We start from the raw sequence: 17175 nt of genomic DNA on the forward strand, positions 1-17175 counted from the left end.
GCCTTTCTGCGTGTCATCGCCGTAGTGAGAAGCTCCTTTGCTTTACTGATAAGGAGTGGGGGAAACCATGAGACCTTAGGCTCATGGCTTAGTAATGAAACAGCTTGGTGGTTGCCTACGATCCCACTACCTAAGTTGACACACAAAAAAGAAAAAACTTTTCGGAGAAAAAAATGTATAAAAATATCATCGTTACAGGTGGAGCTGGTTTCATCGGCTCAAACTTTGTGCACTACGTTTACAATAACCACCCAGACGTCCATGTGACTGTCTTGGATAAACTCACTTATGCAGGAAACAAGGCTAACTTGGAAGCTATTCTTGGTGACCGAGTTGAGCTTGTTGTTGGTGATATTGCTGATGCTGAGTTGGTTGACAAATTGGCTGCTAAGGCAGATGCTATTGTTCACTATGCGGCAGAAAGCCACAACGACAACTCTCTCAACGATCCGAGCCCATTTATCCATACCAACTTTATCGGTACTTACACATTGCTTGAAGCGGCTCGTAAATACGACATCCGTTTCCATCATGTATCAACAGATGAAGTTTACGGCGATCTTCCTTTGCGTGAAGACTTGCCAGGTCATGGAGAAGGTCCAGGTGAGAAATTCACTGCGGAAACCAACTACAACCCATCATCACCTTACTCATCAACCAAGGCTGCTTCAGACTTGATTGTCAAAGCATGGGTGCGTTCTTTTGGCGTCAAAGCAACCATTTCAAACTGTTCAAACAACTACGGTCCTTACCAACACATCGAGAAATTTATCCCACGTCAAATTACCAATATCTTGGCAGGTATCAAGCCAAAATTGTACGGTGAAGGTAAAAACGTCCGTGACTGGATTCATACCAACGACCACTCGACTGGTGTTTGGGCAATCTTGACAAAAGGCCGTATGGGTGAAACTTACCTGATTGGTGCTGACGGTGAGAAGAACAACAAAGAAGTGCTTGAATTGATTCTTGAAAAAATGGGTCAACCAAAAGATGCTTACGATCACGTGACTGACCGTGCAGGACACGATTTACGCTATGCTATTGACGCAAGCAAACTTCGTGATGAGCTTGGCTGGACACCGCAGTTTACCAACTTCTCTGAAGGTTTGGAAGAAACAATCCAGTGGTACACAGATAACCAAGACTGGTGGAAGGCTGAAAAAGAAGCTGTTGAAGCCAACTATGCTAAGACACAGGAAGTTATTAAATAAAAAACAGAAGGCTAGGGCTTTTGCCCAAGCCTTTCTTGAAACGAGGAGCAAACATGATTTTAATTACAGGTGCAAATGGTCAGTTGGGTACAGAATTGCGTTATCTCTTGGATGAACGTGGTGTCGAGTACGTTGCCGCTGATGTAGCAGAAATGGACATCACAGATGCAGAGAAAGTAGATGCCTTCTTTGCAGAGGTCAAGCCAAGCGTTGTTTACCACTGTGCAGCCTACACAGCTGTTGATTTGGCAGAAGATGAGGGCAAGGAGCTCAACTACAAGATTAACGTAACGGGCTCTGAAAATATTGCCAAGGCTGCAGCCAAATACGGTGCAACCCTTGTCTATATCTCAACAGACTATGTCTTCAACGGTGAGTTGCCAGTCGGTCAAGAATGGCAAGTAGATGATCAACCAGATCCTCAATCTGAATACGGTCGTACCAAGCGTTTGGGTGAAGAAGCAGTTGAGAAATTTGCAGACAAGTTCTACACAGTGCGTACGGCTTGGGTCTTTGGTAACTATGGCAAAAACTTTGTTTTCACTATGCAAAATCTTGCTCAAACTCGAGACACATTAACAGTAGTCAATGACCAGCATGGGCGTCCAACCTGGACACGGACCTTGGCAGAATTTATGGTACATTTGGTGGAAACCAAGCAAGCATTTGGCTACTATCATTTGTCAAACGATGCGGTAGAAGATACGACTTGGTTTGACTTTGCGACAGAGATCCTCAAGAATACCAACACTAAGGTATTACCAGTGGACTCTAGCCAGTTCCCAGCCAAGGCTAAGCGTCCTTTCAACTCAACCATGAGCTTGGATAAGGCAAAGGCAACAGGATTTGTCATCCCGACATGGCAAGAGGCCTTGCAGGCGTTTTATGAGCAGGAAAAAATGGGTGATAAGTAGCTAGGATAATATAATATTGGTCACGAAACCTCTACATATCCCAGGAAATATTTCTTAGCATTCATATAATTTCCCAGGTATTTTACTTGAAAAATCAAGTTCAATGGTTTATAATAAAAATATAAAAGGAGTTAGCGCTAACTAACTCCTGCGTAAATCCGTTTAAGACTGTAGCAAAGTTATTTGGTTAAAGAAATAACCGTTAAACTCGCTAAAGTATTTGAACAGCTCCCTGTCAAGTGGACAATGTAATAATAAAAGATTAGGCGACGGCCTTGTTCCTCATTTCAAGAGGGACAAGGCCGTCGTTGTGCTCTTGAAAACGTTGATGATTGTAAAAATAGCTGAATAATCCAGTTTGGCAAGAATTTCTTTGTGAGAAGTGCAGTCCACATGATCCAAAATAGTGATGTTGGGGTCTTTCGTTCCAAGTAAGTTTGTGATACTATCCTCGCTTTATTATTTCTTGGCTCGGGGATAAACAATCACTTCCCTGACTGTTTATCTATTCCATATGATTCCTTTCTAATGATGGTTTAGTCTTTTTTCATTATAGGTCATATGGGACTTTTTGATACTCAAAAAGGCTCCATAATCTCTATAGGGGATTTACCCACTACAGTCTTATAGAGCCGTTTTTTGAGTTTTTCGGTGCTTCCAACCACAAGTTATTGATCCGGTCAATCATCGAGCGGATGAAGTGGCGTAACTGATTTTATTAGTTGCTAAAATATAACCATAGAAAAAGCCACAGCTCAGCTGTGACCTTATTTCTATCCTACAAATTCTGTAATTTCTTTTTCGATATTGGCGATTTTTTCTTCAGCTTCACCTAAGGTTGCGCCAACTGTTGCGATGTAGAATTTGATTTTTGGTTCGGTACCTGATGGGCGAACGGCAAACCAGCTATCGTCTGTCAAGGTGTACTTGAGCACATCTGACGGAGGTGTTGTCAGTTCAGTTGTCGTTCCGTCAAGAGCGACAGCCTTTTGCAGAGCGAAGTCCTCGAAGAGAGCAATGTCTGTCTTGTTGAACTGCTCAGGAGCATGCTCACGGAACTTAGCCATGATAGCCTTGATTTGCTCGGCACCGTCTTTACCAGAAAGAGTAACAGAGATGGTTTTCTCAGCGAAGTAACCGTATTCCTTGAAGATTTCGTCGATACCATCTGCCAAGGTCATGCCACGAGAGCGGTAGTAGGCAGCAATCTCTGCGACCATCAGAACGGCTTGAATGGCATCCTTATCGCGCACGAATGGCTTAATCAAGTAACCAAAGCTTTCTTCAAAACCAAACATGTAAGTATGGTTGTGTTTTTCTTCAAATTCTTGGATTTTCTCAGCGATGAATTTGAAACCTGTCAAGACGTTGAACATGGTTGCGCCATAGCTTTCAGCTATCTTAGTTACCAGTTCAGTTGACACGATTGATTTAGCAAGGGCAGCGTTTGCTGGGAGGGTACCTGCTTGTTTATGCGCTTCAAGGACATACTTAGCAATGATAGCACCGATTTGGTTACCAGACAGGTTCCAGTATGAACCGTCTGCCTGACGAACTTCGACGCCAACGCGGTCAGCATCTGGGTCTGTTGCCAGCAATACATCTGCACCAACTTCGCGGCCAAGTTCTTCGGCAAGTGCAAAAGCAGCTTGACTTTCAGGGTTTGGAGAGGCAACTGTTGAGAAGTCTGGGTCAGCTGTTGCTTGGCTTTCGACAACTGCCACAGACTCAAAGCCAGCTTCAGCCAAGGCACGACGAGCCAACATCTCACCAGTACCGTGAAGTGGGGTATAGACAATCTTCATGTCCTTACCATGCTCAGCAATCAAGTCTTTGTTGATATTGATAGACTTGAGCTCATCCAGGTAGAGGCGGTCTGTCTCTTCACCGAGAACCGTAATCAGACCATTAGCCTTGCTTTCTTCCAAGTCAGCCAATTCCACTGCAAATGGATTGTCAATAGCACGGATGTAGTCTGTCAAAGCAGAGGCATCTGCTGGTGGCATTTGTCCACCATCTTCGCCGTAAACCTTGTAACCATTGAATTCTTTAGGGTTGTGGCTGGCAGTCACCATGATACCTGCAACGGCATTGTAGTGGCGGACAGCAAAGGACAATTCTGGTGTTGGGCGTAGGCTTTCAAAGACGTAAGACTTGATGCCATGTGCTGCCAAGACCTGTGCGGATTCAAAGGCAAATTCTGGAGAGAAGTGGCGAGTGTCGTAAGCAATCGCTACCCCACGTTTTTTAGCTTCTTCACCTTTAGACTCGACCAATTTTGCCAAACCTTCGGTTGCTTGACGCACCACGTAGATATTGATGCGGTTGGTACCAGCACCGATATAGCCACGCATACCCGCTGTACCAAATTCAAGATTTGTATAGAAGGCATCTTCCTTGGTTTTTTCATCCATAGCCAATAAATCCTGACGAAGGTAGTCAGGCAGGTCAGCAACATCTAGCCAAGTTTGATAGGTTTCTTGATAAGACATAGGATATCTCCTTAAAAAATTTTTTCTATTAAACGCTTTCATTATACCATTTTCAAAAAAAAAAATCATGCTTTCACATGATTTTCTGAGATTTATTTTACAACTTTCTGCAAAATCGGAACAATGGCTACGGTCAATAGGGCTGAGACAATCAATTCCGTGATGGAGTTGATAGAAACGATGCCTGCTAGGACCAGTTTAATGTCGCCCTTGTAGACAGAGCCAAAGAAAATGAAAATACCGGACAGGACAAAAATGGTATTGGTCAATGTACCAGTCAGCCCCGCCATAGCCAGCCCAGGCTTATTGCTCAGCCATTTGTAGATATAATAAGGCGTGACCCCAATCAAAATTCGTGGGACAAGGGCAATCAGAATAGAGTAGAAGTTCCCGTTTTCCACCAAGGGGCTAAAGACATAGCTCATAGGCGATAGGATAATGGAATTTCGGATAATGGACATGACGCCCATGAAGCCGCCTAGCTTGGCTCCCAGCTTTGGTCCGTAGAGGATGCTAGCAATGATGACAGGGATGTGGGTAATGGTTGGCTTGACAGGAAGTACGAAGCTGGCAAAAATAGCCTGGCTGATGACCTCGATAATGATCATAATGGCGATAAAAATGGCTGTCATGGCCACCTGATTGGACTGTCTATTTCTCACTTAAAATTCTACTCACTTTCTCTATGATGATGTTAACCTCAGCCAGGGCCCCAGTTCCAAAATCACCGCAGGCAAGCAGGGCCTCCCGAGGCTTGATTTCTTCATAGCCATAGCTTGTCAAGGTCTTCAGATTGTGTTGTGTGGCTGGGTGGAGGTACATATTAGTATTCATGGCAGGAGCGACCAATTTTGGCACCCCGATAGGGATGGCCAGAGCCGTCGCCGTCACCATATTGTCTGCCATACCGTTTGCTAGCTTGGCGATAGTATTGGCCGAGGCAGGAGCCACCAGGAAAAGGTCCGTTTCCTTGGCAATATCGATATGCTTGATAGAGGCAGGATTTTCCTCCAGCATGAGGTCGGTATGGACCAGATTTTTGGACAGGGCTTGAAGGGTCAAGGGCGTGATAAAGTCCATAGCAGAGCGGCTCATGAGGACTGTCACAGAGTGACCGAGTTTTGTCAGCTGGCTGGTGATGTCAGCAGCCTTGTAGGCGGAAATAGACCCTGTCACCGCAAGCGTAATTCTTGCCATAGTCTTACCCCTTTTCTACGGTATTTAAAATGAGTTGGGCGATGTCCTGCTTGGTCTCGGCAGGAATAGCCTCGGTCTGAGACACCAGGTAGCCCAGATGTTTGTCGGCAGTAATGTCCGCTAGGTCGTTGGCCAGGATGTAGTCTGCCTTGTTGCGCTGGATGCTATCTCGTGCCACGGCAAATAGTTCTTCCTTGGGCACGTCGACCAGTAACTTAAAGCCAATTAACTGGATGCCTGGATTCCATTGTTTGACATGGGAGATAACTTTGGGTGTTTTTTTCAAGAAGAGCACCTGGTAGTCAGCCTTGGATGAAATCTTGGTTTCCGTATTTTTCTTCTCCAGTAGGCTGGTGATGTCCTCTGTTTCCCTAACCTCGTCCAAGCCAGTCATGTAGACCGGTGTGTAGTCGGAAACGGCCATGCTGTGGATGAGGACTTGGTGGGTCTTGACAAGAGGTTCAAGAGTTTCTTTCAGGCTCTCTACATTGGTGATTTCTACAATTGTCAGATGAGGATGAAATGTTGGCTTGACAGCTTGCTTGGTTGTCACCAAAGTTACCTCGTGCCCTCTTGCCAGAGCCTGTTCGGCAATGATTTTTCCTAAGGTACCTGTTGCGTGGTTGGTGATAGCCCTGACCTGGTCAATAACCTCACTGGTTCCACCTGATGTAATGATGATTTTCATGTCCATATTGTACTAAATTTTCCATTTTTCGTAAAGTTTTCGCGACCAATAGACTATTACTAAAATGGAATCAAACTATAACTGTTATTGAATGATAGTCCGCCACAAAATCCGAATACTCTTACTATTTTTCATAAAAATGTTTCCGATTTTCCAAGGGGATGTGATATACTGGAAAAAAATATTTCGCTAAGGGGAGCCAGCATGAAAACAGACATTGAAATTGCACAGAGTGTTTCACTCAAGCCGATTACAGAGATTGTTGAGCAGGTCGGAATTGGATTTGATGACCTCGAATTATACGGAAAATACAAGGCTAAATTGTCTTTTGATAAAATCAATGCAGTCAAGGACAATGAGCTTGGCAAGTTAATTTTGGTAACAGCCATCAACCCAACTCCAGCTGGAGAAGGCAAGTCCACTGTGACTATTGGATTGGCAGATGCTCTGGCAAAAATTGGCAAGAAAACCATGATTGCCTTGCGGGAGCCATCGCTTGGACCTGTAATGGGTGTCAAGGGGGGAGCTGCTGGTGGTGGCTATGCGCAGGTTCTACCGATGGAAGATATCAATTTGCATTTCACAGGGGATATGCACGCCATTACAACAGCTAACAATGCCCTGTCTGCTCTGATTGATAATCATTTGCATCAAGGAAACGAGTTGGGCTTGGATCCGCGCCGGATTATTTGGAAACGGGTGGTAGACCTAAATGATCGCGCCCTTCGTAAGGTCACAGTTGGTCTGGGTGGACCGCTGAACGGTGTACCGCGTGAAGATGGCTTTGATATTACGGTTGCCTCTGAAATTATGGCCATTCTCTGCTTGGCGACGGACCTAGACGACCTCAAAGAACGCTTGGCAAGCATTGTCATTGGGTATCGCTATGACCGTACACCGGTTTTTGTTCGGGATTTGCAGGTGGAAGGAGCGCTGACTCTCATTCTCAAAGATGCGATTAAACCAAATTTGGTTCAAACCATTTATGGTACGCCCGCTTTGGTTCATGGTGGTCCCTTTGCCAATATTGCCCATGGTTGTAACTCAGTCCTTGCGACTACGACGGCTCTACGTTTGGCAGATTATACGGTCACAGAGGCTGGTTTTGGAGCAGATTTGGGTGCAGAGAAATTCTTGGATATTAAGACACCGAATTTGCCAAAATCGCCTGATGCCGTGGTGATTGTTGCCACGCTGAGAGCTCTGAAGATGCACGGTGGTGTCGCAAAATCAGACCTTGCGACTGAGAATGTCGAGGCTGTTAAAGCTGGCTTTGCCAATCTCAAGCGCCATGTCGAAAATATCCAGAAATACGGTGTTCCAGCTGTCGTTGCCATCAATGAATTTGTATCTGATACAGCTGACGAAATCGCTGCACTCAAAGAACTGTGTGGTCAAATAGGTGTTCCTGTCGAACTTGCCAGTGTCTGGGCAGACGGTGCGGCCGGTGGAGTTGCTTTGGCTGAAACGGTAGTCGCAACCATTGAAAAACAGCAGGCCAACTACCAAGCCATTTATCAGTCTGACGATGATTTGGCAACCAAGGTCAGTAAGATTGTGACGCAGATTTACGGTGGAACGGGTGTCGTTTTTGAAAAGAAAGCCCGCAATCAATTGGCCGAATTTGCCAAGAATGGCTGGGATAAATTGCCTGTTTGTATGGCCAAGACCCAGTACAGTTTTTCAGATGATCCATTTGCGCTGGGGGCACCGACTGATTTCGATATTACTGTCCGTGAATTTGTACTAAAATTAGGTGCTGGCTTTATCGTGGCTTTGACCGGTGATGTCATGACCATGCCTGGTTTGCCAAAAGCACCTGCGGCTCTCAACATGGACGTGGCAGCAGATGGTTCAGCCTTGGGCTTGTTTTAGAAATGGTTTATGATTAGAACCAGCCTAATTGAATAAAAATACAAAAAAGTCTCGCTATGAGACTTTTTGAGTTTGTAGACAAATCTCTTTTCAGACTTACCTGAGGTGATATCGGACGGTAGTAAACTTTCTTGTTTCTAGGTTTACTCCTCAAGCAGTCTACCAGACTGTTTGAGCTACCTACGGAATTCTATACCTAGTATTTGAGCCTGAGGTCTCAAATACTCCGAATGCCTGAAACGACAACGTTTCAGGCATTTTCATCACAGCGGAAAGTCCTGGCTTAGGGCTCGCTCCGCTCGTAAAATAAACTAAATTTTTGTTTTTTCTTAGCAGAGCTACTCAGTTTATTTATCCAGAATTTAGTTTGTCTGCATTATGAAAAAGTCTCGCTGTGAGACTTTTATTTAGATGCTGTCTAGCCTGTATAGTCCTTGCTTGCTTAGTTTGTAAACCTGATGACAAACCTCCCTCAAAAATCGTCGATCGTGCGAGACGCAGATAAGTGTCCCCTGATAATCCGAGAATAATTCACGAATGTTGGGCTGTGAAATGGGTGAAAAATTGCGACTGGGCTCGTCTAGTAGTAAAACATTGGCCTTGTCCAATACCATTTTTAAGAGCAGTAATTTTGCTTGTTGCCCCCCTGATAAATCGGAAATAGCATGGTGAACCTCTTCGCGGGTGAATTGGAGACTGGCCAGGTAGGTGAGAGCAGCCTCTTGTTCCTCTTTATCCTTTTCTCCTGCTAAAAATGCGAGAGGAGTTTTGCTTAATGGCAATAAATCTGCATAGTGCTGAGGCATGTAGCCCAGCTGTAGGTCAGACCTGGTTTGCAGATGCTGATAGAGGAACTTGATGAGGCTGGATTTTCCGACACCATTGGCTCCGATAATGCCGACTTTCTCACCTGCTTTGACCTTCATGAAGAGATTTTTGACCAACAGGCGCTCAGGGCACCACAGTTCTTCCCCCTGTACGTCGATAATCTGTTTGTGCGCTGGCAACGGCTGAATGTCAGAAAAGAACAGGTGAATGGCATCTTCATGGTAGGGCATTTTGGTCATGCTTTCTGCCTGTTTTTCATAGCGCTTTTCCCTAGCTAAAACAGATTTCATCTTTTTGGCTACTAGCCGTCCAGCTGTTGCATCATGGGTATTAAGTAAGGTATTCCGGACCTGAGATTTTTGGCGACGGTGTTTTTCCATGACTTTTTCAAATTCCTTGCGGTCGTTTTGCGCTTGCTGGATCTGTTTATAGTAGGCTGCCTCGCGCTGGTCACGGTAGGCTTGATAATCTATGGTCTGAACGCTTGTTTTGGCCAGCATTTTTTTCTTTACAGATTGTAAATGCACAATTTTTGTGGCAGTTTTAGCAAGAAAATCCTCATCGTGTGAGACGTAGACAATCGTTTTGGAGCTAGTGGCAATATAGTTTTCCAACCATGAGAGCGTATCTAGGTCTAGGTCGTTTGACGGTTCGTCTAGGAAAATAATATCAGAATGCTTAGCGAGCGATTTGATGAGTTGGATTTTAAGTTTTTCTCCACCGGACAGGCTAGAAATCAATTGGTCACTGCTCAATCGGTCACTGTCAAAAGTCAGTTGGTCGGCGAAGCGATAGAGCAGTCCGAAATCAATATCAAGATCTACTTGAGAAAAGAAGTAGTCATTGAGTGTCAGCTCTGCCATTTCCAAAGGAAGAGACTGTGGGATGTAGATCGGTGCGCTGAAGTGGCGCTGAATCGTGCCACTTATCAGGAGATAGTCTGCTACCATGTCTGGATTGAGCAAGGTCTTGAGAAGGCTGGACTTGCCATTGCCTTCTTCGCCAATGATAGCCACCTTATCGCCACTATTGATGGTGAGGGTGAGGTCGGCTACTAGTGGACGCAGGTCTTTTTGGTGGTGGATCGAGAGATTTTGTGTTGTGATGAGCATAAGGCCTCCTTGTATGAGAAAAAACACACTACTTACTCAGTAGCGTGCCTGCTCAAAAAAGACCTATTTTGGGAATAGGAGAACAGGAAAAATAGACACAGGCAAGCTACCTCTAAGTATAAACTTAATAGAGATTACTTGTCTGTGTCCATGGTCCTTTACCTCGTATTCTTTTGATAGTATTACTATATCTGATTGGGAATAATTTGTCAAGCCATATCATCATTTTCGAATATGGTTTGGTCAGTTTTTCCGTTGACAATGTTAGCAATGGTCTGGGCAACCTTTTCCACGGCAATTGGTCGACCGGCCCAAGCTGGACTTGCAGGGTCCATTTTTTCCAGAATAGCCTGGGCTCTTTCATTTGTCCCTGCCTTGCCTGGACCGTACATCATGCTAGGACGGACGATGCTCGTTTTGAAGGATTGCGCCAAGAGATAATCCTCCGCCTCTTTTTTAGCCTTGCGGTAGCCTTCTGGCGTCGCAAGCCCTTCGAGGTGGGTAGATACGTAAATGTAGTGGTGGTCACTTTTATCAGCCATAACATCCGCAATCACCTTGGCAGCACCGAGAATGACCTTATCATAGGTTAAGCCTTTTTCGGGCTCTTCTTTGACCATACCGACCAAGTTAATGACAACAGTATGGTCATTAAGCAATTCCTTCCACTGATCTGCTTGATAGAGGTCGGCCTCTACCCAGTCGATGTCTGGACGGAATTTTTTGCTATTTTCGGGATTAAATGACCGTGTAATAGCAGTTAGCTGATGACCGCTCGCAATCAATTTTTCCATCACTTCTTGACCTAAAAAGCCACTTGCTCCGAATAAAAGTACATTTGACATAAGAATTCCTCCCTTGGATATCACTATGTAGTAATTATATACCTATTTTGAGCATTTGTCACATATAAAACATCCTTATGCTATAATGAAAGGGAAAAGGAGAAATCGCAATGCCAATAAGGAATATAAGACAATCAGAGCAACTAGAAATTGATACTACCGTACGCCTTCGTGCCTATGATGGTCAATATGAGCTTGCTTTTGACTGGCATCAAAATATGGAGCTAGTCTGGTTGGTTGATGGTGTGAAAGAAGCTTATAGCTTGGAAAAATTAGCTAGGATGTACCGTTTTTTATCGGAAAATGGCGAGTGCTACTGGATAGAAATTCGGGAAAAGTGTGGTTGGAGACCAATTGGAGACGTGACCCTGCTGGCAGATGACTTTGCGATTTCCATCGGCGATAGCCGTTACTGGGCAAGGGGCATTGGTGGCAAGGTCTTAAAACGGATGATAGAACGTGCGAAAGAGCTAGGCTTCACAGAAATTCGAGTAGGAGAAATTTATGATTGGAATATTGGTTCCCAGCGTCTGTTTGAGAAGATGGGATTTAGCAGGCTCGAAAAAACAGAGAAGGGCTGGTCTTACAAGGTGACAGTATAATGATGATTAATAGTCCCGGTGCTGGGAAATCGACCTTTTCACTCTACTTTCCGTGTATCAGGGCAAGATGGGCTTTATATTACATCCAGAAAAGACGCTAATAATAATTTGAAGAAACTCAAAAAACCTTGACAAAGCAAGGTTTTTTCTAATCTTTATACGTTCAGGACCTTATCCAGGAAGTCTTTGAGACGTGGGTGTTGTGGGTTGTCGAAGATTTGTTCGGGTGTGCCGTCTTCAAGGAATTCACCGCCGTCTGTAAAGATGACGCGGTTAGCAACCTTGCGGGCAAAGCCCATCTCGTGCGTAACAATCAACATGGTCATGCCTTGCTCAGCTAGGTCTTTCATAACGTTGAGTACGTCGCCGACCATTTCTGGGTCAAGGGCAGACGTTGGTTCATCAAAGAGCATGATGTCTGGGTTCATAGCCAGCGCGCGGGCAATAGCTACACGCTGTTTCTGACCACCGGACAGGCTATCTGGCATAGCGTCACGCTTGTCTGCTAGACCGACCTTTTCCAGTAATTCCATGCCGACTTTCTCGGCTTCAGCCTTATTCAATTTTTTATGTTCGATAGGAGCAAAGGTGATATTTTCTAAGACGGACATGTGTGGGAAGAGGTTGAAGTGCTGAAATACCATTCCGACATTTTCACGGAAGGCATCAACATCTGTTTTAGGGTCAGTCAGATTGTAACCATCTACCATAACATGACCACTTGTGATGGATTCCAGGAGGTTGAGTGTACGAAGGAAGGTTGATTTACCAGATCCAGAAGGACCGATAATGCAGACAACGTCCCCCTCGTAGAATTTTGCAGAGACGCCTTTCAAGACCTCGTTTTTCCCGTAAGACTTGTGCAGGTCTTCAACATTGATTTTTAATAAAGCCATTATTTGCCTCCTTTTTCAAGTTTACGTGCCAAGCGAGTCAAGAGGGTGATAACCACCAAGTAGATGATAGCAAGGATTGCATACATACGGAAGGATTGGTAGTTACGGGCAATGATAATCTTACCAGCTTGGAAGAGTTCGACAAGACCAATCGCAGAGATGATGGTCGTATCTTTCAATGTAATAACGAATTGGTTGATGAAGTTTGGCAGCATGATTTTACCAGCCTGTGGCAGGATAATCTTGCGCATGGTTGTCCCGTAGGAAATACCCAAACTGCGTGAGGCTTCCATTTGCCCAACAGGAACGGCTTGAATACCACCGCGGACAATTTCTGCGATATAGGCACCGGAGTTAAGCGATAGGGCAATGGTACCGGCTACGAAGTCGTTGATTGGTGATTGTTGACCAGTGATGGACTCAATCAAGTTTGGAATACCCCAGAAGATGAAGGCTGCAACAATCATCAACGGAATACCGCGAACCACATCAACGAAAACGGATGAGATAACACGAAGGGCCTTGATTGGGCTCACTGCAAACATACCAAAGATAATACCGATAACGATAGCAATGGCAAACGACAAGAGAGCCAAACCAACAGTAATACCAAGACCAGACAGGAGCTGACCGTAGTTGTTTTTCAAGAGACCGAAAATGGTGGTTTCATCAACTGTTTCAGTGGCTGTACTTGGTGTTGTCTCTTCTTTGGCATTGAAGTATTTGTTGAAAATCTCATCGTACTTGCCTGATTCTACCAATGCAGCCAAGCCATTGTTGAACATTTCAATCAGTTCAGGATTGTTGCCTTTTTTCACAGCAAATCCGTATTCACCAGATTTTTCACCTGGGATTGGAGTAGCGAAATCACGACCTTGTTGGATAGCGTAGAGGAGGACCGCTTCATCATCCATGAGGGCGTCAATTGAGCCAGAGTTGAGACTGTCGTACATGCCAGAAGCCTCGTCGAAGGCCTTCAAAGTATAACCATACTTGTCTTTGTTGCTTTCTAAGAAAGTGTAAGACGCTGTACCGTTTTTGGCACCGACTGTCTTGCCTTTGAGGTCTTCATAGGATGCAATGTCACTGCCGTTTTTAACCGCCAGCAGGATATTTGACGAGTAGTATGCATCTGAGAAATCAAAGATTTCCTTACGAGCGTCAGTGATCGACATACCAGCGATAACGGCATCTGCTTGACCAGCTTGGACAGCGTTAAGGGCTGCATCGAAACCAGGGTTTTGGATAGTGATGGTGATTCCTTGTTGCTCCGCAATGGCCTTGATCAATTCCATGTCAATGCCGACGTACTTACCAGACTCGTCCTGGTATTCAAATGGGGCAAATGATGAATCTGAAACGATCGTGTAGCTTGACTTGATAGGGGTTGCTTTTTTAGTAGCATCACCAGATAATTTCAAGCGAGATGAGTAGTTCTGCATATCAGCAGAGGCGGTAGCTACACCAAACCATTTATTCATGATTTTTTCGTAGGTACCGTCTTCTTTCATAGCTGCAAGAGCCTTATTGAAATCATCAACGAGGTACTCATATTGGCTTCCTTTTTTAACAGAGAAACCAAATGATCCAATTGGTTCGCCAGGGATGTCCAAGCTCAGGTCTTGCCCTTGTTGGATAGCGTATTGGATAACCGCCTCATCGTCCATAGCAGCGTCAATAGCGCCAGTGGAAAGACTGTTATACATCGTGTCCCCTGTGTCGAAGGTTTTGATAGTAAAACCGTACTTGTCCTTGTTTTCTTCGAGGAAGGTTTGAGAAGCTGTACCGTTTTTAACACCAACTGTCTTGCCTTTGAGGTCTTCATAGGAAGAAATCTTGTTAGACTTGGTTGTTGCAATGATAATCTTCGTATCAAAGTAGGGGTCTGAGAAGGTAAAGACCTTTTTGCGGGCTTCGGTAATGGTCGTACCAGCCATGAGGGCATCGGCCGAACCAGACTGGACCGCATTGACAGCAGCATCAAATCCTGGGAAGGATTGATTCATTTTCCAATTTGAACGTTTTGCAACTTCGTTGATAATATCAACATCTAATCCTTTATAAGTTTGGTCAGAATCTTTAAATTCAAATGGTGCATAGGCATTGTCAAAGACGATATCGATCGTATCATCTGCCTGAACACCTGTAAAAATAAAGAAGACCGGCAAAATGCTTGCCAATAGCATGAATAATTTTTTCTTCATTTCCATACTCCTTCTATTATAAAATAACTTTTCCATTGTACCATATTATGAAAATTAATGCAAAAACAATGAAAAGGTTATGTCAGAAAATATAACATTGTAAGTTATTAAATTGTGAGAAAATTTAATCTTTCACCCCCGAAAAACTATTTTTTCAATGAAATGTCGGACTTGTGATAAAATAGAACCATGATTAACCGAAATACAGAAAACCAATTTAAACTTGTATCTAAATACTCACCGTCTGGCGACCAGCCCCAAGCCATCGAAACCTTGGTCGATAATATCGAGGGTGGAGAAAAAGCCCAGATTCTCATGGGGGCGACTGGTACTGGTAAGACCTACACCATGAGTCAGGTCATCGCCCGTGTCAATAAGCCCACTCTGGTTATCGCCCACAACAAGACCTTGGCTGGTCAGCTCTATAGCGAGTTCAAGGAATTCTTCCCAGAAAATGCGGTAGAATACTTCGTGTCATACTACGATTACTACCAGCCAGAAGCCTATGTTCCGTCCAGCGACACCTATATTGAAAAGGATAGTTCGGTCAATGATGAGATTGACAAGCTCCGCCACTCAGCGACCTCAGCCCTGCTGGAGCGAAACGATGTCATCGTGGTGGCTTCGGTTTCCTGTATTTACGGTTTGGGTTCGCCCAAGGAATATTCTGACAGCGTGGTCAGTCTGCGACCAGGTCAGGAGATTTCCCGTGATCAGTTGCTTAATTCTCTGGTCGATATTCAGTTCGAGCGCAACGACATCGACTTCCAACGGGGACGCTTCCGTGTACGTGGAGATGTGGTGGAGATTTTCCCAGCTTCTCGTGACGAACACGCTTTTCGTGTCGAATTTTTCGGCGATGAAATTGACCGCATCCGTGAGATTGAAAGCCTGACAGGTAAGGTTTTGGGCGATGTGGATCACTTGGCCATTTTCCCTGCCACCCACTTCGTGACCAACGATGACCATATGGAAACGGCTATTGCCAAGATTCAGGCAGAACTGGAAGAGCAACTCAAGGTCTTTGAGGCAGAAGGAAAACTCTTAGAAGCTCAGCGATTGAAACAACGGACCGACTACGACATCGAAATGCTACGGGAGATGGGCTATACCAACGGAGTTGAGAACTATTCACGGCATATGGACGGGCGAAGCGAGGGTGAACCACCTTATACCTTGCTAGACTTTTTCCCAGAGGATTTCCTGATTATGATTGACGAGAGTCACATGACTATGGGGCAGATTAAGGGGATGTACAATGGTGACCGCTCACGAAAAGAGATGCTGGTTAACTACGGTTTCCGCCTCCCGAGTGCGCTGGATAATCGTCCGCTGCGCAGGGAAGAATTTGAGAGCCATGTCCACCAGATTGTCTATGTCTCAGCGACGCCGGGTGACTATGAGATGGAGCAGACAGAGACCGTTGTCGAACAGATTATTCGGCCGACCGGGCTCTTGGACCCTGAAGTTGAGGTCCGTCCAACCATGGGGCAGATGGATGACCTCTTGGGCGAAATCCATGCGCGTGTCGAGAAAGGCGAGCGGACCTTTATTACGACCCTGACCAAGAAAATGGCAGAGGATTTGACTGACTACCTTAAAGAAATGGGTGTTAAGGTCAAGTATATGCACTCGGACATCAAGACCTTGGAGCGTACGGAGATTATTCGCGATTTGCGTTTGGGCGTCTTTGATGTCTTGATAGGGATTAACCTCCTGCGTGAAGGGATTGACGTGCCAGAAGTTAGTCTGGTTGCTATTCTAGATGCTGACAAGGAAGGTTTCCTCCGTAATGAACGGGGGCTCATCCAGACAATTGGTCGTGCGGCCCGTAACTCTGAGGGTCATGTCATTATGTATGCGGACAAGGTCACCGAATCTATGCGCAAGGCTATGGACGAAACCGCCCGCCGTCGTCAAATCCAAATGGCTTATAATGAAGAACATGGCATCATTCCACAAACTATTAAAAAGGAAATTCGTGACCTGATTAGCGTGACCAAGGCTGTCACTCAGGACAAGGAAGAAGTGGTGGACTTCAATGCTCTTAACAAAGATGAACGCAAGGCTATGATCAAGAAACTGGAAGGTCAAATGCAGGAAGCAGCAGAAGTGCTGGACTTTGAATTGGCTGCTCAGATTCGTGATATGGTCATTGAACTCAAGAATAAGTAGAAAAGTAATAGAAAATCAGATTAAGGGGTATCAATCAGATGCTCTTTTTTCTATATTTTTACAGGAAGTAGTGTCTACAAGTTCATGCTGAAAAATTCTTTCGATTTTTGATTCAGATTAGTCTTTGCTTTGG

13 protein-coding genes are annotated in these 17175 nt (G+C 44.8%); 5 read left to right on the plus strand and 8 right to left on the minus strand.

What is annotated here, in order from left to right; genetic code table 11:
• The first annotated feature begins 173 nt into the window (after positions 1-173).
• Together rfbB and rfbD are read left to right on the plus strand one after the other, a co-directional pair.
• Positions 174-1214, plus strand: a complete 1041-nt coding sequence (gene rfbB / locus NQZ91_00505; protein UUM57899.1) for a dTDP-glucose 4,6-dehydratase — start codon at positions 174-176, stop codon at positions 1212-1214.
• Positions 1215-1267: 53 nt separating this feature from the next.
• Positions 1268-2128 carry a dTDP-4-dehydrorhamnose reductase gene (gene rfbD, locus NQZ91_00510; GenBank protein ID UUM57900.1) on the plus strand — a complete coding sequence of 287 codons (861 nt, stop codon included), beginning with the start codon at positions 1268-1270 and terminating at the stop codon, positions 2126-2128.
• A 773-nt stretch (positions 2129-2901) separates the two neighbouring features.
• On the opposite strand, the gene NQZ91_00515 is transcribed toward rfbD, so the two are convergent.
• From NQZ91_00515 to NQZ91_00530, 4 genes are all read right to left on the minus strand, one after another.
• The gene (locus tag NQZ91_00515; protein UUM57901.1) at positions 2902-4620 is read right to left on the minus strand and encodes a phospho-sugar mutase; all 1719 of its coding nucleotides are present in this window, start codon (positions 4618-4620) and stop codon (positions 2902-2904) included.
• 92 nt (positions 4621-4712) lie between these two features.
• A complete protein-coding gene (locus tag NQZ91_00520; GenBank protein UUM58787.1) occupies positions 4713-5252 on the minus strand; it encodes an ECF transporter S component in 540 nt (179 codons plus the stop codon).
• Positions 5253-5271: 19 nt separating this feature from the next.
• Positions 5272-5817 carry a phosphopantothenoylcysteine decarboxylase gene (gene coaC / locus NQZ91_00525; protein UUM57902.1) on the minus strand — a complete coding sequence of 182 codons (546 nt, stop codon included), beginning with the start codon at positions 5815-5817 and terminating at the stop codon, positions 5272-5274.
• A 4-nt stretch (positions 5818-5821) separates the two neighbouring features.
• Positions 5822-6505, minus strand: a complete 684-nt coding sequence (locus NQZ91_00530; GenBank protein UUM57903.1) for a phosphopantothenate--cysteine ligase — start codon at positions 6503-6505, stop codon at positions 5822-5824.
• Positions 6506-6709: 204 nt separating this feature from the next.
• On the opposite strand from NQZ91_00530, the gene NQZ91_00535 reads away from it, so the two are divergent.
• Entirely contained in the window at positions 6710-8380 is a 1671-nt protein-coding gene (locus tag NQZ91_00535; GenBank protein UUM57904.1) for a formate--tetrahydrofolate ligase, read from the plus strand.
• A gap of 407 nt (positions 8381-8787) precedes the next feature.
• Here NQZ91_00535 and NQZ91_00540 read toward each other — a convergent pair whose 3' ends face one another.
• A complete protein-coding gene (locus NQZ91_00540) occupies positions 8788-10320 on the minus strand; it encodes an ATP-binding cassette domain-containing protein (GenBank protein UUM57905.1) in 1533 nt (510 codons plus the stop codon).
• A 209-nt stretch (positions 10321-10529) separates the two neighbouring features.
• Positions 10530-11165: an NAD(P)H-binding protein gene (locus NQZ91_00545; GenBank protein UUM57906.1), complete on the minus strand. Its 636-nt coding sequence runs from the start codon at positions 11163-11165 to the stop codon at positions 10530-10532.
• A gap of 110 nt (positions 11166-11275) precedes the next feature.
• Between NQZ91_00545 and NQZ91_00550 the strand changes: the two genes are divergently transcribed.
• A complete protein-coding gene (locus tag NQZ91_00550; protein ID UUM57907.1) occupies positions 11276-11767 on the plus strand; it encodes a GNAT family N-acetyltransferase in 492 nt (163 codons plus the stop codon).
• Positions 11768-11922: 155 nt separating this feature from the next.
• Here the strand turns inward: NQZ91_00550 and NQZ91_00555 are convergent, their stop codons facing one another.
• Together NQZ91_00555 and NQZ91_00560 are read right to left on the minus strand one after the other, a co-directional pair.
• On the minus strand, positions 11923-12663 hold the full coding sequence (locus NQZ91_00555; GenBank protein ID UUM57908.1) for an amino acid ABC transporter ATP-binding protein: 741 nt from the start codon (positions 12661-12663) through the stop codon (positions 11923-11925).
• The gene (locus tag NQZ91_00560) at positions 12663-14867 is read right to left on the minus strand and encodes an ABC transporter substrate-binding protein/permease (GenBank protein ID UUM57909.1); all 2205 of its coding nucleotides are present in this window, start codon (positions 14865-14867) and stop codon (positions 12663-12665) included. Before NQZ91_00560 ends, NQZ91_00555 begins: the two co-directional genes overlap by 1 nt.
• A gap of 189 nt (positions 14868-15056) precedes the next feature.
• On the opposite strand from NQZ91_00560, the gene uvrB reads away from it, so the two are divergent.
• The gene (uvrB, locus tag NQZ91_00565; protein UUM57910.1) at positions 15057-17042 is read left to right on the plus strand and encodes an excinuclease ABC subunit UvrB; all 1986 of its coding nucleotides are present in this window, start codon (positions 15057-15059) and stop codon (positions 17040-17042) included.
• Positions 17043-17175 lie beyond the last annotated feature (133 nt).

It is taken from the genome of Streptococcus suis (genome assembly GCA_024583055.1).
GTDB lineage: Bacteria > Bacillota > Bacilli > Lactobacillales > Streptococcaceae > Streptococcus > Streptococcus suis_V.